A 23,833-nucleotide genomic window follows, 5' to 3' on the forward strand; every position below is an offset into this window, starting at 1 on the left:
ACGATCATGCTGCCTTGTCCTTTAAGGCCGAACGTTGGAGTCGCCATGGGCCAGCCACCCCGGGACCATCCGGACGCCGGACGCGCTGCTGAGCTGCTGCGCCCGTTCATCGGGCATTGGCGTGGACTGACCGAGATTGCGTCTTCTCCGTGGGGTCCGGCACGCACTGCGGAAGCCGAAGTCGTTTTCACCGTGGCGGCCGGTGGGCATGCAGTGGTGCAGAGCTACCGCCATCGTGAACCCGATGGCGGCCACCTGGAGGGGCACGGCATGTTTACCGTGGACCCTGGGCACGGCGGCACGCTGTGGTATTACGTGGACAGTATGGGACGTCCGCCTGCCGCTCCCGTTCGGGGACTGTGGTCGGCGGGCGTGTTGACCCTGGAACGCAGGACGGACGACGGCGTCGCGCGCCACACGTTCCGCATCGAAGACGATGTCCTGGTACACACCGCGGAGCTCCGGCTGGAAGCGAAGCGAGGGGAGGGCAGGCCGGCATTCAGGCCGTTGTTGAAAAGCGTCTTCCGGAGGGACTGATCCTTAGCCGCCTGCAAAGGGAGGCAGGACATCGATGACGTCATCGGCGCCCAGTGGCGCCGAATGGTCACGGACAGCCACTTCGTTGCGCAGGAAGCTGCTGCGCGCAACCACCCGGGACAATGACGGAGTGCCTTCCGGCGGCTGCGGACGTTCGACGGCGAGTGCCGCTTCCAGCAATGCCTCCAGGCTGCTGCCTTCCGGCAGTTGGTGTACTTCTTCTTCGAGTCCCGCTGCCGCGCGTGCGGCTGCGAAGTAACGGACGAGCAAGGGTTCAGCCTCCGATTGCACTCATGCTGCGGTCCGGCTGCACGAAGTCGGCTGCACCCAGGCCGGTGTGGTCCATGCCGTGGGCCTTGGGCTTGATCCACATGGCATCCTGCCAACGTTCGGCGAGCTGTTGGTCCGTGGCGCCCTGGCGAAGAAGGCCCAGCAGGTCGAATTCTTCGTGGGAGAAGAGGCAGCTCATGATCTTGCCTTCGGCGGTGATGCGGGTGCGCCGGCAGTCGGCGCAGAAGGGTTCCGTGACAGAGGCGATGATACCTACGGTGCCCAATACCGGTCCGGTGGCTTCACCGGAAGCCGCCTCACGGCGTCGTACTTCAAAACGTTCGGCAGGCGCGCCGTCGCGATCGCGGGGATCGGCACTGAGCACGAAGCGCTCGGACATCAACCCGCGGATCTCGGCCGCGGTAATCATGTTGCGCCGGGTCCAGCCGTGGTCGGCGTCCAACGGCATTTGCTCGATGAAGCGCAGTTCGTAGCCGCGGTCCAACGCCCAGGCGAGCAGGTCAGGGGATTCGGCGTCGTTGATTCCCCGCATCAGCACGGCGTTCAGCTTCACCGGTCCGAGGCCCGCTGCCCAGGCGGCATCCACGCCGGCCAGGACACGGTCCAGGAAAGGCCTGCGCGTCAGTTTGGTGAAGGTTTCCTCGTGCAGGGAATCGAGGGAGACATTGATGCGGGTCAGGCCCGCGGATTTCAGGGCCTTGGCCTTCTTGTCCAGCCCAACACCGTTGGTGGTCATCGAGATGGGCAGGTCCGGATGCTCGCTGCGCAAGGCCGTGATGATCTCTGCAAGGTCCGCCCGGACCAGCGGTTCGCCGCCCGTGAGCCGCAGTTCCCGCACGCCCAAGGCACTCACGCCCACGCGGACAATGCGGACGATCTCATCCTTGGTCATGACGGCCTGCTTGGAAAGCCACTCCAGGCCCTCGGCGGGCATGCAGTAGGTGCACCTCAGGTTGCATTTGTCGGTCAGGGACAGCCGCATGTCCGTGGCACGGCGGCCGTAGCGGTCCCAGAGCCCTGCAGGCGTGCCGGCCGGACGCGGCGGCGGTACCGGACCCGCGCCGTTCCCTCCGGGAAGCGGCGGCATCCCCAGCTGAACACTCATATATCAAGGCTACGTCAAGCGGACGTGATCCGTGACACCGGCCACTTCGCAGTCCACGCATTGGACCTGCGCAGGCAGTCATATCCGGCTGGAACTGCTAGTTCTTACGGAATCCGTACGCTTGCTGTCGCCGGCCCGGATTCGGGTGCCGCGCCCCGGCAGCGAACCTATGCTGAAAGTGTGAGCACGCAATCGGCAGCACCAGCGACGGAAACCGGAAACCGCCGCATCCTCCTGGTGGAGGACGAAGAGACCATCGCCGGAGTGGTCCGTGACTATCTCCTGAAAGCGGGCTTCCAGGTGGATATCGCCGGGGACGGCTTCACTGCCCTCAAACTTGCAGCGGGCCGGCAGCCGGACCTGGTCATCCTCGACCGGATGCTGCCCGGACTTGACGGCGTGGAAGTTTGCCGCCGGCTGCGCTTGAGCATGAGCGTGCCTGTCATCATGGTGACGGCGCTCGGCACTGAAGACGACCGGATCCTGGGCCTGGAAATGGGGGCGGACGACTACGTGACCAAGCCGTTTTCGCCGCGGGAGCTCGTGCTCCGCGTGAAATCAGTGCTTCGCCGAAGCGTCAAGGAGTACGCGCCCGAACCTACCGTGGAGTTGGCCGGGTTCGTCCTGGACCCGGCATCCCGAACGGTCACCCACCACGGAACAGCCTTGACGTTGACAGTGCGGGAATTCGACCTGCTGGCGTTCCTGCTCCGGAGGCCCAACCAGGTCTTCAGCCGCGAGGAGCTCATCAAAGCCGTGTGGGGCTGGGACTTCGGGGACCTCTCCACAGTGACGGTCCATGTGCGCCGGCTCCGGGAAAAGATCGAGGACAATCCCACCAAACCCGAACTGCTCAAGACGGTGTGGGGCGTCGGCTACCGGTTCGATTCAGGAGACGGCCTTGCAGGGCAATGACCTGGCCACCATCCTCGCATGGGTGCTTCTCTGGGCGGTGGTGATCGGGACGGCCACCCTGTTCCTGCTCCGCGCCCTGCGGCGGGCCTCGGTCCTGGTTCAGATTTGCCTGGTGGTGGTGGCTACCGTCGCCGTGCTCGTGGCGGGGATGGTCAGCGCCTTCAATGCCATGTTCATCTCCGCCAGGGACCTCGAAGTCATGTGGTACATCCTTGCCATGGCCTCGGTGGTCGCGGTGTCGTTGTCCCTCATGCTGGGTGCCGGAGTTTCGCGGAACGCGGCCCGGTTGGTGGACGCCGCCCGCAGGCTGGGCCGCGGGGAAACCCTGGAGACCGCGGACAACCAGCAGAAGGCCGCCCCGGCCATGACGTCCGAGCTGGCCGGGCTCGCGCAGGAATTGGAGGCCAGCAGCAGGCGCCTGGCGGAGTCCCGGGAACGCGAAGCAGCGATCGAGACCGCCCGCCGGGAGCTGGTCTCCTGGATTTCCCACGACCTGCGGACCCCGCTCGCCAGCATGCGCGCCATGACCGAAGCCCTGGAGGACGGCATGGCCTCGGACGTTTCGGCCTACTACCGGAAGATCATTGGCCAAACCGAGCAGATGACTGCCATGGTCAACGACCTCCTCGAGTTGTCGAAAATCCAGGCCGGCTCGCTCCAGTTGCGTGCCGAACCCCTGGACCTCTACGACCTCGTGAGCGATGCCTTGTCCGATGTGGCTCCTTTGGCGGCGAAACGCGGCATAACGCTGGACGGCGGTGGCGACCGGGAATGCATGGCAGTCGCTGACGGTCCGAGCGTGGCAAGGGCGCTCCGGAACGTCCTGCTGAACGCCATCATCTACAGCAAGCCTCATACGGACGTGCATGTGACCGTGGGTCGGGACGACGGCCACGCGGTGGTCGCCGTGCAGGACCGTTGTGGGGGAATCCCGGCCGAAGACCTGCCACATCTGTTCGAGACCGGTTGGCAGAAGGACCCCGCCCGGGGGAGCGCAGCCGGACTGCAGGGGAGTTACAGCGGGGCCGGGATCGGTTTGAGCATGGTGGCAGGGATCGTGAAAGCCCACGGTGGAAGGGTCAGCGTGGAAAACGTCGACGGCGGTTGCCGCTTCGCACTCTCACTGCCGGCAGGCGGAGGTACTGCGGCGAACAACGTCCAGGGAGGGACTTCATGAGAAGAGTCCAGGGAGGGACATCATGAGAAGAAGGGCCGGAAGGTGGGCCGCCGGGGCAGGAGTTGTTGCCGGTGCCGCCGGGATTGCCGCAGGGGAGCTCACTGCAGGCTTGCTGAGTCCGTTGGTCTCGCCGGTCACTGCCCTGGGCGGCGCGGTGATCGACGCCGTTCCCCCGGGAGTGAAGGACCTGGTGATCCAGCTCTTCGGAACGGCGGACAAGATCGTGCTGGTCGCCTCGATTGTGCTCGTGGCTGCGGTCCTTGCCGCGGTGGCAGGCGTGCTGGAACGCCGTCGGAAGGGCCTGGGACTGGCCTTGGCGGGCCTGGCGGGCATCGCCGGGCTCACGGCCGTCCTGACGCGGGCCCAATCCACTCCGCAAGCCGGGTTTGCCCCGATCGTTGCCGCCGTGGTGACCATGGTGTTGCTCCGGACGCTCGTGCGGCGGCTGCTGGAATGGGCGCCGCCGGAGGACCGGAAGGAGCCTGCCGGAGAGCCTGGACCGCTGGCGCGCCGCAGCTTCCTCAATGCCATGGCCGTGACCTCCATAGCCGCTGCCGTGGCGGGCGTCGTCACAGTGGTCCTCACCCGGGCCACCGCGGTCGCTTCGGGCTTCCGTGGCTCGCTGACGCTGCCGTCCGCCGTGACCGCACCGCAGCCGGTCCCCGCTGGAGCCTCCTTGGCCGTTGACGGCATCAGCCCCTTGGTTACGTCCAACGAGGATTTCTACCGGATCGACACTGCCTTGACCGTCCCGGCCATTGATCCACCGTCCTGGAAGCTGAAAGTGACGGGAATGGTGGAGCGGGAAGTCGACATCGACTTCGCCACGCTGCTCACCAAACCCATGACGGCCCGGCACATCACCATCGTGTGCGTCTCCAACGAGGTGGGGGGAGAGTTGATCGGCAACGCACTGTGGCTCGGCTGGCCGGTCCGTGAACTCCTGGCCATGGCAGGCCCCCAACCCGGAGCGGACATGGTGCTCTCCACGAGCAATGATGGATGGACCGCGAGCACGCCGCTCGAGGTCCTCACCGATGACCGGGACGCCTTGTTGGCCGTCGGCATGAACGGCGAGCCGCTGCCCTTGGAGCACGGCTTCCCCGTCCGCATGATCGTGCCGGGACTCTACGGATTCGTCTCGGCGACCAAGTGGCTCACGGAACTCAAAGTGACCCGCTTCGCCGACGACACCGCATACTGGTCCACGCGGGGGTGGAGCGACCACGGACCCATCAAGACGCAATCACGGATCGACGTACCCCGCAGCGGCCGGACGGCCAAGGCCGGAACAGTCCGGTTTGGCGGCGTAGCGTGGGCACAACATCGCGGGATCAGCCGTGTGGAACTGCGCGTCAACAGGGGAGCCTGGCAACAGGCAACGCTCGCAGCGGGCATCTCCAACGACACGTGGTACCAGTGGCAACTGGGAATCGACCTGGCTCCCGGAGACTACGAGGTCCAGGTCCGGGCCGCCGACCTGACCGGGCAGCCCCAAAGCGAAAACCGGGCCCCCGTGGCCCCCGACGGAGCCACCGGCTACCACACGATCAACCTGAAGGTGGCTTGAGGCCCTACTCTGGGTAGGGCCGGACAACTCCGGATCCCAAGCTTGAAGACTGCGCAACCACAGGAGGACCTCCGTGCCCAGATCTGTTGCATACCACCGTGCCGCCGTGGTGGAGCTGCTCACTGCCCGCTTGGTGGGCAGGACGCAGCCCTCGGACAGCGCTGCTGTACAGAACCAGGGCAGCGATCACGTGCCGTTGCTGGAGGCACTGGGCCGGGCGCTCGCCGTCGACCTCCACGCCCCGCGCTCCCTGCCGCCCTTCGACAACTCCCAGATGGATGGTTTTGCCGTCCGGACCTCTGATCTTGCCGATGGTGGTGCGGTGCTGAAAGTGGCAGCTCCGATCCCGGCAGGCGCGGCCCCCGAAGCGCTGCGGCCAGGCTTTGCCGTGCCCATCATGACCGGCGCCATGATCCCGGAGGGTGCCGATGCGGTCGTGCCCATCGAGAAGGCCGTCCCGGACACCTTCCCTGCGCCGGGTGCCGACGCCGAGGTCCGGCTTCCGGCCACCGCCCCCGGCACGTTCGTCAGGAACGTGGGCAGCGACATAGCCGAGGGCCAACTCGCCCTGGCAGCCGGTACCCAGCTGGGCCCTGCCCAACTGGGATTGCTCGCGGCGTTCGGACTGACCACGGTGGAAGTGCGCCGGCCCGTCCGCGTCCTCCTGGTGACTACGGGCGACGAAGTGGTTGAACCTGGACAGTCCCTCACTGCGGGAAAGATCTTCGATTCCAACGGCACGTTGCTGGAAGCCTCCATGCGGCAGGCCGGCCTCGAGGTGGTTCGGACGGGAATCTCGGACGACCATCCGGAATCGCTCCTTGCGGTCCTTCGCGGGCATGCCGCCCAGGTAGACCTGATGGTCACCACTGGTGGCGTCAGCAAGGGGGCCTACGAGGTGGTCCGCCAAGCACTGGCTGCTGAAGACGTCGACTTCGTGCCGGTTGCCATGCAACCCGGCGGCCCACAAGGCATTGGCCGCTTCCAGGGCGTTCCGTTCCTGGGCTTCCCGGGCAATCCGGTCAGTTGCCTCGTCTCGTTTGAAATGTTCCTGCGCCCGGCACTGTCCCAGGTGCTGGGAACCCCGGCGCCCCGACCGGTCCAACAGGCCCGCCTCGCGGCGGGCCTGACGTCGCCGGACGGCAAGCACCAGGTGCGGCGCGGCAGGCTCTCCAACGGTGTATTCCGCATGGAGGGCGGGGCGGGCTCGCACTTGGTCCATGCGTTGGCCCGCTCCAACGCCCTGGTGCAGATCCCGGCGAACGTCACGGAACTGCCCGAAGGGGCCGAAGTGGAAGTATGGGTACTGTGAACCACCTTTCCAATGAGCCGGGCGAGCTGACGCATCTCCGGCAGGACGGGACGGCCCAGATGGTGGACGTCTCCCACAAAGCAGTAACCACCCGCGAAGCCACAGCCACGGCGACCGTCCGGAGCACCCCGGAGGTGCTTGCCTTGCTGGGCTCCGGCGGCCTTCCCAAGGGTGATGCGCTGGCCGTAGCCCGCGTGGCCGGAATCATGGCGGCGAAAAAGACTCCGGAACTGATCCCGCTTTGCCATCCCCTGCCGATTTCCAAGGTCACCATCGACTTTGAGCTGGACCGCGCATCGGTAACCGTCGTGGCGACGGTCAAGACGCGTGGGGTGACCGGCGTGGAAATGGAAGCGCTGACCGCCGCGTCCGTGGCGGCCCTGAGCGTTTACGACATGATCAAGGCCGTGGACAAGCACGCCGTCCTGACGGACATCCACGTCCTGGCCAAGAGCGGCGGCAAGAGCGGCGACTGGACCATCACCGGACAGGGCGTCCCGGCCGAGCCGGGAGGTGCCGCTGAATGAGTGCGTGCGAGCCGAACACCCACGGTCCGCGGAAGGCCGGCGTCGTCATAGCCTCCACGCGGGCGGCGGCAGGAATCTACCGCGACGAGACCGGGCCCGTCATCCTGGACTGGTTGGCGGAACACGGTTTCGAGACGTTCCCCGCCATGGTGGTCCCTGATGGGGAGCCGGTTGGCGCGGCCCTGCGGGCCCTGCTGACCCAGCAACCCGCCGTCGTGATCACCAGCGGCGGTACGGGCCTCAGCCCGGATGACCGGACGCCGGAAATGACCTTGCCGCTCCTTGACCGGGAGATTCCGGGAATCATGGAGGGCATCCGCAGGGCGGGTGCTGCCAAGACGCCCATGGCGATGCTCAGCCGCGGCCACGCCGGGACCGCCGGACAGACGTTCATCATCAACCTGCCGGGCTCCCCGAAGGGTGTCATGGACGGCCTGGCCGTGCTCGATCCGCTGATCGGACATCTTTGCGAACAATTGGAAGGAAGCCATGCCCACTGAAACAGACTTCGAAGTCGTCAACGCCGTGCTCAGTGCCGAGCCGATCTCCGTTGACCAGGCGATCGCCGCCGTCGAATCGGAGACCTCCGGTGCGGTGGTGAGCTTCAGCGGCGTGGTGCGCAACCACGACGCCGGGAAGGCCGTGGACCGGTTGAGTTACAGCGCCCACCCCACTGCGCACCGCACCATGACCGAGGTGGTGGCACAACTGGTGGCCGAACATGCCGGGGAAGCCTCGCAGCCGGTGCGCATCTGGGCAGCCCACCGGATCGGCACGTTGGAAGTGGGGGATCCCGCACTGGTGTGCGCCGTGGCCGCCGCCCACCGTGGACAGGCCTTCGCGGTCTGCTCCGAACTCGTGGACCGGATCAAAGCGCAGGTTCCCATCTGGAAGGAACAATTTTTCACCGACGGCACCGTCGAATGGGTGGGCGCCGGGGAGTAACGGTTCCGGGGCCTGCCCGACCCGACGGTAGGCTTAAGGGCATGACCGAACAACTTGCCGTAGCAGTGCTGGGCGCCCACGGGCGCATGGGAATCGAGGCCGTGAAGGCAGTCGAGGCCGCCGAGGATATGACGTTGGTGGCTGCCCTCGGCCGCGGTGATTCCCTGGAGACGCTGCTCGAGGCAGGTGCGCAGTACGTGGTTGACCTGACGGTTCCTGATACCACCGAGGCCAACGTCCGCTTCGCCGTTGAGCACGGCATCCACGCCGTTGTGGGTACCACCGGCTGGGATGCCCAGCGGCTGGCATCGCTGGGTGAACTGCTGGAACAGAAGCCCGGTACGGGTGTCCTGATCGCTCCCAACTTTGCCTTGGGGTCCGTCTTGGCGTCGGCCTTTGCCGCCAAGGCGTCGCAATACTTCGAATCCGTCGAAATCATTGAACTGCACCACCCGAACAAGGTGGATGCACCTTCCGGTACTGCCGTGCGCACCGCCCAGCTGATTGCCGAAGCCCGCCAGGAGGCAGGCGTCCCGGCCAGCCCGGACGCCACGGAATCCGAGCTGGATGGTGCGCGGGGCTGCGACGTGGAAGGAGTGCGCGTGCACAGCGTCCGCCTTCGCGGCCTGGTGGCGCACCAGGAGGTGCTTTTCGGCGGTCCGGGTGAACAGCTGACGCTTCGCCACGACTCCTTCGACCGGGCGTCGTTCATGCCCGGCGTGCTGCTGGGGCTGCGGAAAGTTGCCGCGCACCCCGGCCTCACCGTGGGGCTGGACGGCTACCTTGACCTGGGGCTTTAGCACCATGGGCAGTTTGTGGCAGGCATTGAAGAAGAACCGCACCAAGATCTGGGTCGGGGCGATCACGTTGCTCCTGGTGCTGTACCTGGTGGTTTCCCTGCAGCGGTCTCTGCTGTTACTGGGCGATCCCAGCCTCGTTGCGAAGGGAATCGGCGCCGCGTACCTGGTGTTGCCCGTTATCGGTGCGTGGGCGCTGATCCGGGAACTGCTGTTTGGTGCCCGCACTGAGCAAATGGCCAAAGTCCTTGAATCCGAAGGCGGCCTTCCGGTCGACAACCTGCCGCGGACTCCCGGCGGACGGATCGTCCGCGCCGCAGCCGACGCCGAATTCGAAAAGTACAAGGCCGAAGCCGAGGCGGCTCCCGAGGACTGGCGCTCCTGGTTCCGGCTTAGCTGCGCGTACGACGCCTCGGGAGACCGGAAACGCGCCCGTGCCTCCATGCGCGACGCCGTTAAGCTGTTCCGCTCTCAGCCCACCGCTGCGGGGCGGTAACTGCCCAGCCGGGACGCCTGGTGGGCGAGCCATTCAAGGGGCCCGCGACGCCGCAGCAAGGCAAAACAAGCGCCAATGGATACTGCGGCCAAGGCTTGTGCCCAGTACATGCCTTCGTCCGTCCAGCCTGCCGGCAGCGGGTTGCCGGCAAAACCCGAAACAACCCACACATGGGCTGTGTACAGGGTCAGGGTCATGGCTCCAGGGCCGCTGAGGACCACAAGGAAGTTGACCTTGAGACGCTCGGCCACCCTGCCGAGGAGAAGGAACACTCCGGTGACGGCTGCGGCAACGCCGCTGGTGTGCAGCAGGTCCAACGTGGTTCCCGCATGCGGCGACGCTGTGGCAAGCCACCACCAGGAACCGGTTTGCTGGAGCCCGGTGAGGTTGACCTGGAGCATGCTCTCCAAGGGATAGCCGCGGGTTTGCGGGAGCGCTTCCAACGCAGCGCGGCCGCCAAACGATTCCATGGCTGCTGTTCCCGCGAGTTTTGCTCCCACTGCCGCTGCAGTGCCCGCCCCCACCAGCAGCCACTGGACGCGAACGGTTGTGAGGGCGAGGCGGCCGATGACCAGCCCGATCAGCAGGTACGCCATCCACTGGAACACCGGGTAATAGCCGGTGAAGAAGAGATCCGCGAGGAGCTTGCCAGGCGTTTCGAGGTCATCGGTGCCAGGGTTATGGCCCAACTGCAGGGGTGGGTTGGCCTCCAGGAGCAGCGGGCGGACCAGATAGGCCAGGACCGGCGCGGCCAGTACCCAGCCGGCAGCCCAGGCACACAGGGCCTTGAGCCGAAGGCCCAGGAACGGCAGGACGCAGAGGAACAACACGGCGTAGTGGACCAGGATGATGGCGATGTTGACGTCGAGGCCACCGAGCATCAGCCCGACGACGGCAATCACCAAGGCCCGCAAGGCGACGCCGCGCCGCGCAGCCCACAGTCCGGAACCCTGCCGGGGCTCCTGTTTGCCGGTTGAGAGCGCCAGGCCAATGCCCGCGAGGACGGCGAACAAGGCCGAAGAGCGCCCGGAAAACGTCAGGCCAACCCAAGTGGGTGCCCACTCCGGTGCCGGCCCAAAGGTTGGTACCAGATGGGTTGCCATCATGCCCAGGAGTGCCGCGCCCCGTGCGGCGTCGATCCCGGTGAGGCGTGTGGCGAGCGTGCTGCCGCCGGGAGATTCCCGGGATGGAGCCGTCTCTCGCCACGTCATGAAGTGATCGTCTCATGGGCTGCTGTGAAGGCGCTGTGCCGGCAGTGGGATGGTCTTTGGCGGATACCTGCCCTTGTTTTTCGAAGATATGTTCGAATAACATGGCCTCATGAACAATGCTTCCGAACCCGCGGATGGCCTGGCTGGTCCCATGAAGGCGATGAGCCCCGGTGTGGTGGACTTCCTGTTCAGGCAACTCGTTGCGGGGGAGGCGCCCGAGGATGTCCAGTGGCGTCGCGAGGGTGTGGTGCTGGGGGAGCAGGCTCCCGGGGCGGAATAGGCCCGGCGCCTTGCTGAAACAGACCTTGAAGCCCTCACCCCGCTCGAACTCTTTGAGTATGTGCGGGCATCGCAGCGGCTCGTGACGTGGGCCGAACAGCTTAAGGAGCGGGCTGTCGCGCACTATTGTGCCGAGGAGCCGAGGTGTCGGACCGTCCGCCCGGCCTCCACCCCATGACGACCATCACGCGGACCGTATTCCCATAACCCGCGCGGGACAGGGTAACGTTTTTCCTATGTCTGACTCCCGCGCCCACATTCCCGCTCTTGGTACCCTGCTGACCGCCATGGTCACCCCGTTCACCGAGGACGGCAAGGTCGACTACGACCAAGCCGCGGCGCTGGCAGAAAAGCTCGTGGCAGATGGCTGCGATGGCCTTGTAGTTACCGGTACCACCGGTGAGACGTCCACCCTCACTGACGATGAAAACATCGGCATGTTCCGCGCCGTCAAGGACGCAGTCGGCGGCAAGGCAGCGATCATTGCCGGCACCGGCACCAACGACACCGCACACTCCGTCCACCTCTCCCGGCGTGCCGCTGAGGTAGGCGTCGACGGCCTCCTGATCGTCACCCCCTACTACAACAAGCCAAGCCAGTCCGGTGTGCGCGCGCACTTCGAGACCATTGCGTCCGCCACCGACCTCCCGGTGATGCTCTACGACATCCCCGGCCGCTCCTCCATCCAGATTGCTCCCGAGACCATGATTGCCCTGGCCAAGCACCAGAACATCGTGGCCGTCAAGGACGCCAAGGCCGACTTCGCCGCCGCCACCCGCGTGATGGCCGAGACCGACCTCGTCTTCTACTCCGGGGACGACGGGCTGACGCTGCAGTGGATGGCGCTCGGTGCCGCAGGCCTGGTGGGGGTCACCACGCACGTGGCGACGCGCCGCTTCCGCGAGCTGATCGACGCGGTCAACGCGAACGACCTCGCCACGGCAAGGGCCATCAACTTTGAATTGGAGCCCGTGGTTCGCGCAACCATGACCCGGGTCCAGGGCGCAGTAGCCGCCAAGCAGATTCTCAAGTGGCAGGGAGTCCTGCCCAACTCGGTTGTCCGTTTGCCTCTCGTGGAGCCGGACCAGGCCGAGATCGACACCATCCGCGGGGACTTGGCGGAAGCTGGAATGGACTTCAACGTCTAGGACGGTTCCGCCGGAAAGTAGCTGAATATGACCCAAACCGCCCTTCCTGGACTGGTTACTCCGCCGAAGCTGCCGCAAGGCACGTTGCGGATTGTTCCGCTCGGTGGGCTGGGGGAGATCGGCCGCAACATGGCGGTCTTCGAGATCAACGGCAAATTGCTGGTTGTGGACTGCGGCGTGCTCTTCCCGGAAGAGACGCAGCCCGGAGTGGACCTGATCCTGCCTGACTTCTCGTACATCGAGGACAGATTGGACGACGTCGTGGGCGTGGTGCTGACGCACGGCCATGAGGACCACATCGGTGCTGTACCGTACCTGCTGCGCCTCAAGGCAGACATCCCGCTGATCGGTTCCCAACTCACCCTTGCCCTGGTGGAAGCCAAGCTGCAGGAACATCGGATCAAGCCGTACACGCTGACCGTGACCGAAGGGCAGGTTGAGCAGTTCGGCCCCTTCGAGTGCGAGTTCGTTGCCGTCAACCACTCCATCCCCGATGCCCTGGCCGTGTTCCTCCGTACTGAGGGCGGAACGGTCCTCCACACCGGCGACTTCAAGATGGACCAGTTGCCGCTCGATGGCCGGATCACCGACCTTCGGCACTTTGCCCGCTTGGGCGAAGAAGGCGTGGATCTTTTCATGGCCGACTCCACCAACGCCGATGTTCCCGGCTTCACCACGGCGGAGAAGGAGATCGGTCCCACGCTGGACAACCTCTTTGCCCAGGCGAAGAAGCGCATCATTGTGGCGTCCTTCTCTTCGCATGTGCACCGTGTCCAGCAAGTCCTGGATGCCGCGGCCAAGCATGGCCGCAACGTCGCCTTCGTGGGCCGCTCCATGGTCCGGAACATGGCGATTGCCGCCAAGCTCGGATACCTGGACGTACCGCCGGGCATCCTGGTGGACATCAAGAACATTGACGACCTCCCGGACAACCGGGTGGTCCTGATGTCCACCGGTTCCCAGGGCGAGCCGATGGCCGCGTTGTCCCGCATGGCCAACGGAGACCACCGCGTGGTGGTGGGGCAGGGCGATACTGTCATCCTTGCTTCCAGCTTGATTCCGGGCAACGAGAATGCCGTGTTCCGCATCATCAACGGACTCTTGAAGCTCGGCGCAGCGGTGATCCATAAGGGAACAGCGAAGGTCCACGTGTCCGGCCACGCTGCTGCCGGAGAATTGCTCTACTGCTACAACATCCTGGAACCGCTTAACGCGATGCCCGTGCACGGCGAAACCAGGCACCTGATCGCCAACGGCAGGATCGCCGAGGAATCCGGCGTTCCCACCGAGGGCATCATCCTCAGTGACAACGGCACGGTCATTGACCTCAAGGACCACAAAGCAGACATCGTGGGCCAGGTGGAGGTGGGCTTCGTCTACGTGGACGGCTCCAGCGTCGGGGAGATCACGGACGCGGACCTCAAGGACCGCCGCATCCTGGGTGATGAGGGCTTCATTTCCGTCATCACGGTCATCAACCGCACCACGGGCAAGATCGTCTCCGGCCCGGAGATCCACGCCCGCGGCGTGGCGGAGGACGATTCCGTGTTCGACGAGATCATTCCCAAGATCAATGCCGCCCTCGAGGAAGCCGTGCTGAGCCACGCCGACCACACCAACCACCAGTTGCAGCAAGTGGTGCGCAGGGTCATTGGCACCTGGGTCAACCGCAAGCTGCGTCGCCGCCCCATGATCATCCCGGTGGTCCTGGAGGCCTGACGTGCCGGCAACATGCACCCCGAAGAGGGCCTGAAATCCGCGGATTTCGGGCCCTCTTCGGGTAGCGTTGCGACTATGGCGACCCGTACTTCCTCCACGCCACGAGGCAGCTCCAGCAATAAATCCGGCACCGGCCGAGGCGGAGCTGCAAGCAAAAGCACCGCAGCCCGGAACGGCCGCGGCGGTTCCGCGCGGGGAAAGCAGGCCGCCGTCGAGCCCCATGCGCCGCTGCCGGTCCGGATGCTTTCCGGTGCCTGGCAGGGCATTGGCCACGTGGTGGGCGCCGGCGTGCGCCGCATCGGTTCGGACGTCAGCGATCTCGATCCCGAGGACCGCCGTGATGGCGCCGCTCTCTTCAACCTTGTCCTTGGCATAGCAATCGCCACCTTCGCGTGGTGGGGCTGGACAGGTTGGCTTCCGGACGTCGTTTACAGCGTGGTCAACGGCACCTTTGGCTGGATGTCATTGCTGCTTCCCTTCATGCTTTTTGTCTGCGCCTTCCGGCTGTTCCGCAAGCCGCAGGACGGCCGGGGCAACAACCGTGTAGGCATCGGCTTCATGGTCATGACATTGGCCGGTTCGGCCCTGGCCCACGTCATCGGCGGCCAGCCCACGGTGGCGGACGGCTTTGACGGCCTGCGACGGGCAGGCGGAATGCTTGGTTTCCTCGCCGCGGCTCCGCTGGCGGCGATCCATGTGGCTGTTCCGGTCCTCATTTACAGCCTGCTGGCCTTCATTTCCCTGCTGATCGTCACGGCAACGCCGTTCGGTGCAATCCCTTCGCGGATCCGTACCGGGTACGAGCACCTCATGGGCGTGGACCTGGAAGAGGCCCGTGCCGGCCAGGACGCGCACGACCGCAGCTATCTCTATGGCGAGGGGCCGGCGGCGAAGCCCAAGAAGAAGCGCACCCGGCTCTTTGGCAAGGATGACGAGTCCGAGGCCAAGCTTGAAGGCTACGTCGGGGACGAGGCCTTCGAACACGCAATAGTGGACGACGACGAGAATCCAGCGCCGTCCGCACCGCGCGTACCGCCGGGGGTGCGCCGCCCGACGCAGGCGGAGATCGCCGTCGGGAAGATCAAGGCAGCCCAGGGACTCGGCGCGGCACCTGGCCTGGAAAATCCCACCGAAGCCATCCCGGTCCTGACACCGGAAATGACCACCCCCGTGGCCCAGGTGCCGGCCAAGCCCGCCGGCGCGCCTTTGCCGCAGGCGCCCATCCCGCAGCGCACGGAACAGCTGTCACTGGCAGGGGATGTGACGTACACCTTGCCTGCCTCGGATTTCCTGACGCCGGGGTCCATTCCGAAGGAGCGCACGGAGGCGAACGACGCCGTCGTGGCAGCCCTGACCGACACCCTGACGCAGTTCAATGTGGACGCCTCGGTGACCGGCTTCAGCCGCGGACCCACCGTCACCCGGTACGAGATCGAACTGTCTCCGGGAACCAAGGTGGAACGCGTCACGGCGCTGTCCAAGAACATCTCCTACGCCGTGGCGTCCAGCGATGTGCGCATCCTAAGCCCCATCCCGGGGAAGTCGGCCATCGGCATCGAGATTCCCAACTCGGACCGTGAGACCGTTTCCTTGGGCGACGTCCTGCGGAGCCAGAACGCCCGCCGAACGGACCACCCTATGGTCATGGGTGTCGGCAAGGACGTGGAGGGTGGCTACGTAGTGGCCAACCTCGCCAAGATGCCCCACCTTCTGGTGGCCGGCGCCACCGGTGCCGGTAAGTCGAGCTTCGTGAACTCCATGATCACCTCGCTCCTGATGCGCGCTACGCCGGACGAGGTCCGCATGGTCATGGTGGACCCCAAGCGCGTGGAGTTGACCGCATATGAGGGCGTCCCGCACCTTATTACGCCCATCATTACCAATCCCAAGAAGGCGGCCGAGGCCTTGCAGTGGGTAGTCCGGGAAATGGACGCCCGCTACGACGACCTCGCCAATTACGGCTACAAGCACATTGACGACTTCAACAAGGCCGTCCGTGCCGGCAAGGTCACGCCGCCGGTGGATTCCAAGCGGGTCATCAAACCCTACCCGTACCTCCTGGTGATCGTGGACGAACTCGCGGACCTCATGATGGTTGCTCCGCGCGACGTCGAAGATTCGATTGTCCGCATCACGCAGCTGGCCCGTGCCGCCGGTATCCACTTGGTCCTGGCCACCCAGCGTCCGTCCGTGGACGTGGTCACGGGCCTCATCAAAGCCAACGTGCCCTCCCGCATGGCCTTTGCCACTTCCTCCGTCACGGACTCCCGCGTTGTGCTGGACCAGCCGGGTGCCGAAAAGCTCATCGGCCAAGGTGATGCCCTCTTCCTGCCGATGGGTGCTTCCAAGGCCATGCGCGTGCAGGGTGCCTGGGTATCCGAGTCGGAAATCCATAAAGTGGTGGAGCACGTCAAGGGGCAACTCCAGGCGGTCTACCGGGACGACGTCGCGGCCGACGCGCCCAAGAAACAGATCGACGACGACATCGGAGACGATCTCGAGGTCCTGCTCCAGGCCACCGAACTGGTGGTCACCACGCAATTCGGTTCCACCTCGATGCTCCAGCGCAAGCTCCGTGTTGGCTTCGCCAAGGCGGGCCGGCTGATGGACCTGCTGGAATCGCGGGGCGTCGTGGGCCCGTCCGAAGGATCCAAAGCCCGCGATGTCCTGGTCAAGCCGGACGATCTCGCTGCCGTCCTTGCGGCGATGAAGGGCCAGGAAGCACCTGCCGCGCCGGACGCGCAGACGGCGGCACTGAGCGATAACGCGAACGCGAACATCGCCGCGGGCGGGTACGCAGAGGATCTGGTAGCGGCGGACCTCGACAACCGGACGCAGGCGATCGACTATTACGACGGCGCCGATGGTTCCGATGACGATGAAGGCGGCGAAGACGCCTGGTCGCTCACTGGCCGCTGATCTCCAGACGGTAGCCTAGAGGGGTGACTACAGCCGAGGGCGACAACGCCACGTCGAGCAGTTCCGATGTTTGGAACCTGCCTAACATCCTGACGATGCTCCGCATTGTCCTGGTTCCTTTCTTTGTCTGGTTCCTGCTTGCCGACGACGGTCAGCACGGATGGTGGCGCTGGGCGGCGGTGGCCGCGTTCGCCGTCGCGATCTACACGGACAAGCTCGACGGCGACATCGCCCGGGCGCGCGGCCTCATCACCAACTTCGGCAAGATCGCCGATCCCATCGCGGACAAGCTGCTCATTGGCTCCGCCCTGGTTCTGCTCTCCGTGCTGGGCGAGTTGCCCTGGTGGGTGACCATCCTGATCCTGGTGCGTGAGTGGGGGATTACCGCGCTGCGTTTCGTCGTGATCCGCTACGGCGTGATGCCTGCCTCCCGCGGCGGAAAGTTGAAGACGGTGGTCCAGACAGTGGCGATCTTCCTCTACACCCTTCCACTCAAGGCCATCGCGCCGTGGCTCGTCGATGTTGCCTTCTGGGTGATGATGGTCGCCTTGGCCATCACGTTGTGGACCGGCGTCGAGTACGTGGTCCAGGCACTGAAGCTCCGCGCCGCCGGACGCCGCGCATGAGTTCGGTCCCCACCGCGGCTGAAACCGCGACGGCGGCAGTTGCCGAAGCGATCGAACGGCACCTGACGGTGGCCACGGCCGAGTCCTTGACGGCAGGAATGGTGGCGGCCACGCTGGCAAACACACCCGGTGCTTCCGGGATGCTCCAGGGCGGTGTGGTGGCTTACCAGAACACCGTCAAGGCGGGCGTGCTCGGTGTGTCCCGGGAGTTGCTGGACGCAGCAGGTTCGGTGGACGGCGATGTTGCCGCGGCCATGGCCGAAGGAGCCCGCCGGGCTTGTGGCGCCGATGTGGGAATTTCCACCACGGGGGTGGCCGGGCCGGATCCGCACGACGGCAAGGCCGTCGGCACCGTCTTCATCGGTGTTGCCACGGAGACTGGCAGCCGATGGTTTGAATACTCCTTTTCGGGGGACAGGCAAGATATCAGGGAACAAGCGTGCACGGGTGCCCTGGAGCGGCTGCTTGCGGCCGTACGTGGGCTTGGTTACCGTTCGTAAAGTAGCCGGGAACAAAAACTGATTGCCAATAGTTGTGTCATTGTGTCGCTTCGGAATGGCCGGGGCGCCTAGGATGTAGAAACCAACCCGGTCCGCCAGCCAGCGGACCGGAAGAACGAGGGAGCAAGGCGATACAGATGGTAAAGCAGCCCGTATCCGTGAACGGCGTTGTCCGCTGGAAGGATGTGGGCTTGGCTGATCAGGCACAGAGCGAACAGAAGGAGCGCAAAATGGTTGTACTACGCCACGAGATCGGTGATGTACTGCGCGATGTCCGCCAGCGTCAAGGCCGTACCCTTCGTGAGGTCTCACACAGCGCCCGCGTTTCGCTGGGCTACCTGAGCGAGGTTGAACGTGGCCAGAAGGAGGCTTCTTCCGAGCTCCTGTCCTCGATCTGCACCGCATTGGACGTTCCGTTGTCCAGCATGCTCCGCGAAGTCAGCGACCGCGTTGCAGTTGCAGAGGGCGTCGCTGTTCCGGACACCGTTCCACAGGAGTTCTCCCAGCGCTACGGCCGCGATCTCGATCTCACCGACGATTTCGGCCAGGGCATGCTCTCCGGAGCCCGGTAACCAAGCACCAAGATCATTGGAAAGGTCCCCAGCCGTTTGGCCGGGGACCTTTTTCTTCGTCCTAGTCCGTGGCTTCGCCCGGCTCGTTGTCCTTGAGGGGAACCTCCCTGAGGAGGGGATCGCTGTAGACGGCGTTGAGGCGGCCCATGTAATCGGCCAAGGTCTTGACGTCTTCCAGCGGCCATTCGCCAAGCCTTTCGCGGAAGACCTGCCGGCGCGCGTCCTGCACCTGGTGCATTTTCTCTTCGCCCTTGTCCGTCAAACGGATGGACTGTGCCCTGCCGTCCTGCGGGTCAGCTTCCTTATAGACCAGGCCGATGCCTTCCAGGAAGGCGATTTGCCGGCTCACTGAGGGCTTTCCCACGCCAATGCAGGTTGCCAGGTCCGTCAGCCGGATGGGACCCTCGCGGCGGATGATGGTCAGCAGGCCGTAGGCAGCCGGCTCCATGTCCGGGTGGACCTGGCGGGACAATTGATGCGAAATCGAGCGGGCGCGGCGCCAGAGCAGGCTCAGCTGGTGTTCCACCTGCTGAAGGGCGTCGTCCACGTCGTCACTGGCAACGGCCGGTGCGGGCGCGCTGGGAAGAGGATTGCTCATGGCAACCATTCTAAGGTCCGGCAAGCATGAGAGACTCTATCCGTGAGGGCGAGTGACTTCTGGCGGTTGATGGACGATGAATTCGGCACGGGCTATTCCCGGGTCCTTGCAGGCTCCCTTGTCCTGGCCGGCGTCGGGGGACGGACTGCGGTGGATGCCCTTGCCGCGGGTTTCCCTCCCCGGGAGGTCTGGATCGCGGTCTGCGATGTCCAGGACGTTCCACTTGAGCGGCGCCTGGGCCGGGACATCAAACCCCTCAGCTAGCCGCACTTGACGGGTCCGGCCGGTGACACGCCGCCGCATTGTTCGAATATCTGTTCGGATGGGGATATGCTCCTGTGAGAGGAAAATTGATCCTGAGCGGCGATTTCCCAGGCGGTCCGCAGCTGTTTTCCACATAGGCAAAGCGGGCTGAGCAAAAATGTCAGGGCCCCGTAATAGCGTCAGACATGACAAGGAAAGCGGCCGTTCAGGCCACTCCACAGCGAGAAAGCATCAGAGGTGTGAACCATGGCGGCAACCCCGGATCGTGAGAAGGCGCTCGAAGCAGCGCTTGCCCAGATCGACAAGCAATTCGGCAAAGGCTCCATCATGCGCTTGGGTGACGATACCCGGGCTCCCATTGAGGTCATTCCCACCGGCTCCATCGCCCTGGACGTGGCGCTCGGCATTGGCGGGCTGCCCCGTGGCCGTGTCGTAGAGATCTATGGTCCGGAATCCTCGGGTAAGACCACCGTTGCCCTCCATGCCGTAGCCAACGCCCAGCGCAACGGCGGCATTGCAGCCTTCATTGACGCCGAACACGCCCTGGACCCTGATTACGCCGCAAAGCTTGGCGTGGACACGGACGCCCTGCTCGTTTCGCAGCCGGATACCGGTGAACAGGCGCTGGAAATCATGGACATGCTGGTGGGCTCCGGCTCGCTGGACATCATCGTCATCGACTCCGTGGCCGCTCTTGTTCCGCGCGCGGAAATCGAAGGCGAGATGGGTGACTCGCACGTGGGCCTCCAGGCCCGCCTCATGAGCCAGGCCCTGCGAAAGATCACCGGTCGCCTGAGCCAGACGAAGACCACCGCCATCTTCATCAACCAGTTGCGTGAAAAGATCGGTGTGTTCTTCGGGTCGCCGGAAACCACCACCGGTGGTAAGGCCCTGAAGTTCTACGCGTCCGTCCGCATTGATGTCCGCCGTATCCAGACGCTCAAGGAAGGCGCGGACTCGGTGGGTAACCGCACCAAGGCCAAGATCGTCAAGAACAAGATGGCCCCGCCCTTCAAAGTCGCTGAGTTCGACATCATCTACGGCCAGGGCATTTCCCGCGAGGGTGGCATCATCGACATGGGCGTTGAGCACGGCATCATCAAGAAGTCCGGCTCGTGGTTTACCTACGATGGCGACCAGTTGGGCCAAGGCATGGAGAACTCGCGCCGGTTCCTGCGCGACAACCCCGAGCTTGCCCAGGAACTGGAGCGCCTCATCAAGGAGAAGCTGGGCGTTGGCGTCAAGCCCGAAGAGGACACCCCGAAGCTGAAGGCCGTTGACGGATAGGTTCGGGCCGGACCCGGATTCCCCCGTCGCGGACGACCCCGAGCCTGACCCCGAATCCGTGGCGCGTGCCATCGTCCTGCGTCAATTGACCATGGCGCCGCGGAGCCGGCTTCAGCTTGCGCGCAAGCTGGCCGAGCGTAAGGTTCCCGAGGACGTCGCGGAAGCAGTCCTGGACCGCTTCGAAGAAGTGCAACTCATTGATGACGCGGAGTTCGCTCGCATGTGGGTCCGCAGCCGTTCGCAAAGCAAGAAGCTTGCCAAGGGGGCGTTGCGCCGGGAGCTTTCAGACAAAGGCATCGATCTGGACGATGCCGAAGAGGCCCTGTCCCAGCTCAGTGACCAGGATGAAGAGCGTGCTGCGCGGGAGCTCGTTCAGCGCAAGCTCAGGCCCGGACTTGACCTTGCGGACCGTGCCGAGCGCGACAAGTACACCCGGAGGCTTGCCTCCATGCTGGCCAGGAAGGGCTACGCGCCCTCCCTGGCCTTCAGGATCGTCGGTGAGGTACTGGACGAAGCCGGTACCCTTGAGTAGTGAGTTTGACCATTCCTTCCCCTTCAGCAGATTCAACGCAGCCCTCCCTTGATCCACGGACCTATCAAGTCCGGACTTTTGGTTGCCAGATGAACGTCCACGATTCCGAGCGCATGGCCGGACTCCTGGAGGACGCCGGCTACGTGCCGGCTGAGGGTGAGCTTGCCGACGTCGTGGTGTTCAACACCTGCGCGGTGCGCGAGAATGCGGACAACAAGCTCTACGGGAACCTCGGACAGTTGCGCCAGGTCAAAGCCGCGAACCCCGGAATGCAGATCGCGGTCGGCGGGTGCCTGGCCCAGAAGGACCGCGAAACCATTGTCCGGAAGGCGCCATGGGTGGACGCCGTGTTCGGAACCCACAACGTTGGGGCACTCCCGGCTTTGCTGAACAGGGCACGCCACAACAATGAGGCCCAGCTGGAGATCCTCGAGTCACTCGATGTCTTCCCTTCCACGTTGCCCACCAAGCGTGATTCCGTGTATTCGGGGTGGGTTTCCATCTCCGTTGGCTGCAACAACACCTGCACCTTCTGCATCGTGCCGTCGCTGCGTGGCAAGGAGAAGGACCGCCGCCCCGGTGAAATCCTCGCGGAAATCCAGGCTCTGGTGGACGACGGCGCTGTTGAAGTGACGCTGTTGGGCCAGAACGTGAATTCCTACGGCGTGGAGTTCGGCGACCGCCTGGCCTTCTCCAAATTGCTCAGGGCATGTGGTGGCATCGAAGGCCTGGAGCGTGTCCGCTTCACCAGCCCGCATCCCGCCGCGTTTACCGATGACGTTATCGACGCCATGGCAGAGACAGCCAACGTCATGCCCCAGCTGCACATGCCGCTGCAGTCCGGCTCGGACAAGGTCCTCAAGGACATGCGCCGCTCCTACCGGTCCAGCAAATTCCTCGGCATCCTGGACAAGGTCCGTGAACGGATCCCCAACGCGGCGATCACGACGGACATCATTGTGGGATTCCCCGGCGAGACCGAGGAAGACTTCCAGGCCACCCTGGACGTCGTGGAACAGTCCCGGTTCGCCTCGGCCTTCACCTTCCAGTACTCCAAGCGGCCAGGCACCCCCGCTGCCGATCTTCCGGAACAGTTGCCCAAGGCCGTTGTCCAGGAACGCTACGAGCGGCTTACGGCCCTCCAGGACCGGATCGCTGCGGAGGAGAATGCCAACCAGCTTGGCCGCAGCGTTGAAATCCTCGTGACAGCGCAGTCGGGTCGCAAGGCGGAGGAGACGCATCGGCTGTCCGGGCGTTCCAAGGACCAGCGGCTGGTGCACTTCTCGGTGCCCGAAGGCTCCGAGACACCCCGGCCCGGCGATTTCGTCACCGTAACCATCACCGAGGCCGCTGCCTTCCACCTTGTGGCCGATCCTGCTGGACCCACGGACTACGTCCTTCGCCGTTCCAGGGCCGGCGACGCTTGGGACCGTGCGCAGGCTGACAGCTGCGGGGTTCCTGCCCCTGGCGCCGGCAGCGCGAAGACCGGCGTATCGCTGGGCATGCCGGCCATTCCCGGCCGCCGCTGAACCGGGTTCGGCGCATCATGCACCCTGAAGGACCGGATACGTCCGCGCTGCCCGTGATTGCGGTTGTTGGTCCCACCGGTTCGGGAAAGTCGGACCTTGGCGTTGAGCTTGCCCTCGCGTTGGACGGCGAAGTCATCAACGCCGATGCCTTGCAGTTCTACCGTGGCATGGACATCGGTACGGCCAAGATCACCATGGATGAACGCAAGGGCGTGCGGCATCATCTGCTGGACACCTTGGACGTCACCGGGGAAGCCAGCGTGGCCGGGTTCCAGGTTGAATGCCGGAGGACCATCCAGGACATCCATGCGCGCGGCAAGCGTGCCATCATGGTGGGCGGCTCAGGCCTGTATGTTCGGGCGGCACTGGACGTCCTTGAATTTCCGGGTACGGACCCCGTAATCCGCCAGCGGCTGGAAGCCGAGTGTGCGGCCACCGGCCTGTCCCCGCTCCGCGCACGCCTGGAAGTCGTCGATCCGGTCTCGGCGGCCAGGCTGGGTGACGCCCGGCGGGTGATCCGGGCCTTGGAAGTCCACGAACTCACCGGACGGCCCTTCAGTTCCTTCATGCCCCAACGCGAGTATTTCCAACCGGCGATCCAAGTGGGACTCTCGGTGGACCGGGACGTTCTTCGGGACCGGCTGGCGGACCGTGTCCACCGGATGGTGGAGGCGGGGCTCCTCGACGAGGTGGGACGGTTGGACGCGGCAGGCCTGCGGCAAGGCAAGACAGCATCGCGGGCGTTGGGCTACGCACAGTTCCTGAAAGTCCTGGATGGCCAGGCGGCCATTCCAGAGGCGGCTGAGGAGACAATCGTCGCAACGAGGCAGTTCGCCCGGCGGCAATTGACCTGGTTCCGGGCGGACCCACGGATCCACTGGTTGGACTGGCAGGACCCGGCCCTTGTTGCCAAAGCCGCGGCACTCACTAAGGCCGCCTGATTTCTGGCCGAAGACCAGCGGCAGGTAGCCTAGATT

General features: G+C 65.0%; 26 protein-coding genes. 22 read left to right on the forward strand and 4 right to left on the reverse strand.

Annotated features, from left to right (window positions below; all coding sequences use genetic code 11):
• The first annotated feature begins 45 nt into the window (after positions 1–45).
• Entirely contained in the window at positions 46–537 is a 492-nt protein-coding gene (locus ACIPY3_RS06255; RefSeq protein ID WP_400331458.1) for a DUF1579 domain-containing protein, read from the forward strand.
• A 3-nt stretch (positions 538–540) separates the two neighbouring features.
• Here the strand turns inward: ACIPY3_RS06255 and ACIPY3_RS06260 are convergent, their stop codons facing one another.
• Positions 541–807 (reverse strand): MoaD/ThiS family protein, encoded by a 267-nt coding sequence (locus ACIPY3_RS06260; protein WP_400331460.1) that lies wholly within the window; start codon positions 805–807, stop codon positions 541–543.
• 4 nt (positions 808–811) lie between these two features.
• Complete coding sequence (gene moaA, locus ACIPY3_RS06265; RefSeq protein ID WP_400331463.1) at positions 812–1,933, reverse strand: GTP 3',8-cyclase MoaA; 1,122 nt, start codon at positions 1,931–1,933, stop codon at positions 812–814.
• Between the two features lie 180 nt (positions 1,934–2,113).
• Here moaA and ACIPY3_RS06270 point away from each other — a divergent pair, with 180 nt between their 5' ends.
• From ACIPY3_RS06270 to ACIPY3_RS06310, 9 genes are all read left to right on the forward strand, one after another.
• A complete protein-coding gene (locus ACIPY3_RS06270) occupies positions 2,114–2,848 on the forward strand; it encodes a response regulator transcription factor (protein WP_400331466.1) in 735 nt (244 codons plus the stop codon).
• Positions 2,835–4,025: a sensor histidine kinase gene (locus ACIPY3_RS06275; RefSeq protein ID WP_400331469.1), complete on the forward strand. Its 1,191-nt coding sequence runs from the start codon at positions 2,835–2,837 to the stop codon at positions 4,023–4,025. Before ACIPY3_RS06270 ends, ACIPY3_RS06275 begins: the two co-directional genes overlap by 14 nt.
• 22 nt (positions 4,026–4,047) lie before the next feature.
• Positions 4,048–5,595 carry a molybdopterin-dependent oxidoreductase gene (locus tag ACIPY3_RS06280; protein ID WP_400331471.1) on the forward strand — a complete coding sequence of 516 codons (1,548 nt, stop codon included), beginning with the start codon at positions 4,048–4,050 and terminating at the stop codon, positions 5,593–5,595.
• Positions 5,596–5,668: 73 nt separating this feature from the next.
• Positions 5,669–6,907: a gephyrin-like molybdotransferase Glp gene (gene glp / locus ACIPY3_RS06285; protein WP_400331473.1), complete on the forward strand. Its 1,239-nt coding sequence runs from the start codon at positions 5,669–5,671 to the stop codon at positions 6,905–6,907.
• On the forward strand, positions 6,895–7,434 hold the full coding sequence (gene moaC / locus ACIPY3_RS06290) for a cyclic pyranopterin monophosphate synthase MoaC (protein WP_400331476.1): 540 nt from the start codon (positions 6,895–6,897) through the stop codon (positions 7,432–7,434). Before glp ends, moaC begins: the two co-directional genes overlap by 13 nt.
• The gene (locus ACIPY3_RS06295; protein WP_400331479.1) at positions 7,431–7,934 is read left to right on the forward strand and encodes a MogA/MoaB family molybdenum cofactor biosynthesis protein; all 504 of its coding nucleotides are present in this window, start codon (positions 7,431–7,433) and stop codon (positions 7,932–7,934) included. The genes moaC and ACIPY3_RS06295 overlap by 4 nt, the downstream gene beginning before the upstream one ends.
• Positions 7,924–8,379, forward strand: a complete 456-nt coding sequence (locus tag ACIPY3_RS06300; protein WP_400331481.1) for a molybdenum cofactor biosynthesis protein MoaE — start codon at positions 7,924–7,926, stop codon at positions 8,377–8,379. The genes ACIPY3_RS06295 and ACIPY3_RS06300 overlap by 11 nt, the downstream gene beginning before the upstream one ends.
• 41 nt (positions 8,380–8,420) lie before the next feature.
• Positions 8,421–9,179: a 4-hydroxy-tetrahydrodipicolinate reductase gene (dapB, locus tag ACIPY3_RS06305; protein ID WP_400331484.1), complete on the forward strand. Its 759-nt coding sequence runs from the start codon at positions 8,421–8,423 to the stop codon at positions 9,177–9,179.
• Positions 9,180–9,183: 4 nt separating this feature from the next.
• Positions 9,184–9,672, forward strand: coding sequence for a hypothetical protein (locus ACIPY3_RS06310; protein WP_400331487.1), 489 nt, complete (start codon positions 9,184–9,186; stop codon positions 9,670–9,672).
• Here the strand turns inward: ACIPY3_RS06310 and ACIPY3_RS06315 are convergent.
• Positions 9,648–10,883, reverse strand: a complete 1,236-nt coding sequence (locus ACIPY3_RS06315; protein ID WP_400331490.1) for a heparan-alpha-glucosaminide N-acetyltransferase domain-containing protein — start codon at positions 10,881–10,883, stop codon at positions 9,648–9,650. The genes ACIPY3_RS06310 and ACIPY3_RS06315 overlap by 25 nt on opposite strands.
• Positions 10,884–10,992: 109 nt before the next feature.
• Here ACIPY3_RS06315 and ACIPY3_RS06320 point away from each other — a divergent pair, with 109 nt between their 5' ends.
• The 7 genes from ACIPY3_RS06320 to ACIPY3_RS06350 all read left to right on the forward strand — a co-directional run bounded on the left by ACIPY3_RS06320 (position 10,993) and on the right by ACIPY3_RS06350 (position 18,646).
• Entirely contained in the window at positions 10,993–11,163 is a 171-nt protein-coding gene (locus ACIPY3_RS06320) for a hypothetical protein (RefSeq protein WP_400331493.1), read from the forward strand.
• A 235-nt stretch (positions 11,164–11,398) separates the two neighbouring features.
• A complete protein-coding gene (gene dapA, locus ACIPY3_RS06325) occupies positions 11,399–12,310 on the forward strand; it encodes a 4-hydroxy-tetrahydrodipicolinate synthase (RefSeq protein ID WP_400331496.1) in 912 nt (303 codons plus the stop codon).
• A gap of 27 nt (positions 12,311–12,337) precedes the next feature.
• The gene (locus ACIPY3_RS06330) at positions 12,338–14,029 is read left to right on the forward strand and encodes a ribonuclease J (RefSeq protein ID WP_397324015.1); all 1,692 of its coding nucleotides are present in this window, start codon (positions 12,338–12,340) and stop codon (positions 14,027–14,029) included.
• 75 nt (positions 14,030–14,104) lie between these two features.
• Positions 14,105–16,948: a DNA translocase FtsK gene (locus ACIPY3_RS06335; protein WP_400331500.1), complete on the forward strand. Its 2,844-nt coding sequence runs from the start codon at positions 14,105–14,107 to the stop codon at positions 16,946–16,948.
• A 23-nt stretch (positions 16,949–16,971) separates the two neighbouring features.
• Positions 16,972–17,574 carry a CDP-diacylglycerol--glycerol-3-phosphate 3-phosphatidyltransferase gene (gene pgsA, locus ACIPY3_RS06340; protein ID WP_400331502.1) on the forward strand — a complete coding sequence of 201 codons (603 nt, stop codon included), beginning with the start codon at positions 16,972–16,974 and terminating at the stop codon, positions 17,572–17,574.
• Positions 17,571–18,074, forward strand: coding sequence for a CinA family protein (locus ACIPY3_RS06345; RefSeq protein WP_400331505.1), 504 nt, complete (start codon positions 17,571–17,573; stop codon positions 18,072–18,074). Before pgsA ends, ACIPY3_RS06345 begins: the two co-directional genes overlap by 4 nt.
• A gap of 137 nt (positions 18,075–18,211) precedes the next feature.
• Positions 18,212–18,646, forward strand: coding sequence for a helix-turn-helix domain-containing protein (locus ACIPY3_RS06350; protein ID WP_021472656.1), 435 nt, complete (start codon positions 18,212–18,214; stop codon positions 18,644–18,646).
• 61 nt (positions 18,647–18,707) lie between these two features.
• On the opposite strand, the gene ACIPY3_RS06355 is transcribed toward ACIPY3_RS06350, so the two are convergent.
• Positions 18,708–19,244: a MarR family winged helix-turn-helix transcriptional regulator gene (locus ACIPY3_RS06355; protein ID WP_400271310.1), complete on the reverse strand. Its 537-nt coding sequence runs from the start codon at positions 19,242–19,244 to the stop codon at positions 18,708–18,710.
• A gap of 69 nt (positions 19,245–19,313) precedes the next feature.
• Here ACIPY3_RS06355 and ACIPY3_RS06360 point away from each other — a divergent pair, with 69 nt between their 5' ends.
• The 5 genes from ACIPY3_RS06360 (at position 19,314) to miaA (ending at position 23,797) form a co-directional block, all read left to right on the forward strand.
• Positions 19,314–19,508 (forward strand): DUF3046 domain-containing protein, encoded by a 195-nt coding sequence (locus ACIPY3_RS06360; RefSeq protein WP_400331664.1) that lies wholly within the window; start codon positions 19,314–19,316, stop codon positions 19,506–19,508.
• Between the two features lie 246 nt (positions 19,509–19,754).
• The gene (recA, locus tag ACIPY3_RS06365) at positions 19,755–20,795 is read left to right on the forward strand and encodes a recombinase RecA (RefSeq protein ID WP_364160281.1); all 1,041 of its coding nucleotides are present in this window, start codon (positions 19,755–19,757) and stop codon (positions 20,793–20,795) included.
• On the forward strand, positions 20,785–21,327 hold the full coding sequence (locus ACIPY3_RS06370; protein WP_400331507.1) for a regulatory protein RecX: 543 nt from the start codon (positions 20,785–20,787) through the stop codon (positions 21,325–21,327). Before recA ends, ACIPY3_RS06370 begins: the two co-directional genes overlap by 11 nt.
• A complete protein-coding gene (gene miaB / locus ACIPY3_RS06375; protein WP_400331509.1) occupies positions 21,327–22,856 on the forward strand; it encodes a tRNA (N6-isopentenyl adenosine(37)-C2)-methylthiotransferase MiaB in 1,530 nt (509 codons plus the stop codon). Before ACIPY3_RS06370 ends, miaB begins: the two co-directional genes overlap by 1 nt.
• A 17-nt stretch (positions 22,857–22,873) precedes the next feature.
• Positions 22,874–23,797, forward strand: coding sequence for a tRNA (adenosine(37)-N6)-dimethylallyltransferase MiaA (gene miaA / locus ACIPY3_RS06380; RefSeq protein WP_400331511.1), 924 nt, complete (start codon positions 22,874–22,876; stop codon positions 23,795–23,797).
• The last annotated feature ends 36 nt before the right edge of the window (positions 23,798–23,833 follow it).

Origin of the sequence: Paenarthrobacter sp. NPDC089714 (assembly GCF_044748905.1) — a bacterium.
Lineage (GTDB): Bacteria > Actinomycetota > Actinomycetes > Actinomycetales > Micrococcaceae > Arthrobacter.

Excerpts from the sequence above, each read along its gene's own strand:
- ACIPY3_RS06255 (WP_400331458.1), top strand. The coding sequence starts at position 46 with ATGGGCCAGCCACCCCGGGACCATCCGGACGCCGGACGCGCTGCTGAG.
- moaA (WP_400331463.1), bottom strand. The coding sequence starts at position 1,933 with ATGAGTGTTCAGCTGGGGATGCCGCCGCTTCCCGGAGGGAACGGCGCG.
- ACIPY3_RS06280 (WP_400331471.1), top strand. The coding sequence starts at position 4,048 with ATGAGAAGAAGGGCCGGAAGGTGGGCCGCCGGGGCAGGAGTTGTTGCC.
- moaC (WP_400331476.1), top strand. The coding sequence starts at position 6,895 with ATGGGTACTGTGAACCACCTTTCCAATGAGCCGGGCGAGCTGACGCAT.
- ACIPY3_RS06295 (WP_400331479.1), top strand. The coding sequence starts at position 7,431 with ATGAGTGCGTGCGAGCCGAACACCCACGGTCCGCGGAAGGCCGGCGTC.
- ACIPY3_RS06300 (WP_400331481.1), top strand. The coding sequence starts at position 7,924 with ATGCCCACTGAAACAGACTTCGAAGTCGTCAACGCCGTGCTCAGTGCC.
- dapB (WP_400331484.1), top strand. The coding sequence starts at position 8,421 with ATGACCGAACAACTTGCCGTAGCAGTGCTGGGCGCCCACGGGCGCATG.
- ACIPY3_RS06310 (WP_400331487.1), top strand. The coding sequence starts at position 9,184 with ATGGGCAGTTTGTGGCAGGCATTGAAGAAGAACCGCACCAAGATCTGG.
- ACIPY3_RS06315 (WP_400331490.1), bottom strand. The coding sequence starts at position 10,883 with ATGACGTGGCGAGAGACGGCTCCATCCCGGGAATCTCCCGGCGGCAGC.
- ACIPY3_RS06320 (WP_400331493.1), top strand. The coding sequence starts at position 10,993 with ATGAACAATGCTTCCGAACCCGCGGATGGCCTGGCTGGTCCCATGAAG.
- dapA (WP_400331496.1), top strand. The coding sequence starts at position 11,399 with ATGTCTGACTCCCGCGCCCACATTCCCGCTCTTGGTACCCTGCTGACC.
- ACIPY3_RS06330 (WP_397324015.1), top strand. The coding sequence starts at position 12,338 with ATGACCCAAACCGCCCTTCCTGGACTGGTTACTCCGCCGAAGCTGCCG.
- ACIPY3_RS06335 (WP_400331500.1), top strand. The coding sequence starts at position 14,105 with ATGGCGACCCGTACTTCCTCCACGCCACGAGGCAGCTCCAGCAATAAA.
- ACIPY3_RS06345 (WP_400331505.1), top strand. The coding sequence starts at position 17,571 with ATGAGTTCGGTCCCCACCGCGGCTGAAACCGCGACGGCGGCAGTTGCC.
- ACIPY3_RS06350 (WP_021472656.1), top strand. The coding sequence starts at position 18,212 with ATGGTAAAGCAGCCCGTATCCGTGAACGGCGTTGTCCGCTGGAAGGAT.
- ACIPY3_RS06355 (WP_400271310.1), bottom strand. The coding sequence starts at position 19,244 with ATGAGCAATCCTCTTCCCAGCGCGCCCGCACCGGCCGTTGCCAGTGAC.
- ACIPY3_RS06360 (WP_400331664.1), top strand. The coding sequence starts at position 19,314 with ATGGACGATGAATTCGGCACGGGCTATTCCCGGGTCCTTGCAGGCTCC.
- recA (WP_364160281.1), top strand. The coding sequence starts at position 19,755 with ATGGCGGCAACCCCGGATCGTGAGAAGGCGCTCGAAGCAGCGCTTGCC.
- miaA (WP_400331511.1), top strand. The coding sequence starts at position 22,874 with ATGCACCCTGAAGGACCGGATACGTCCGCGCTGCCCGTGATTGCGGTT.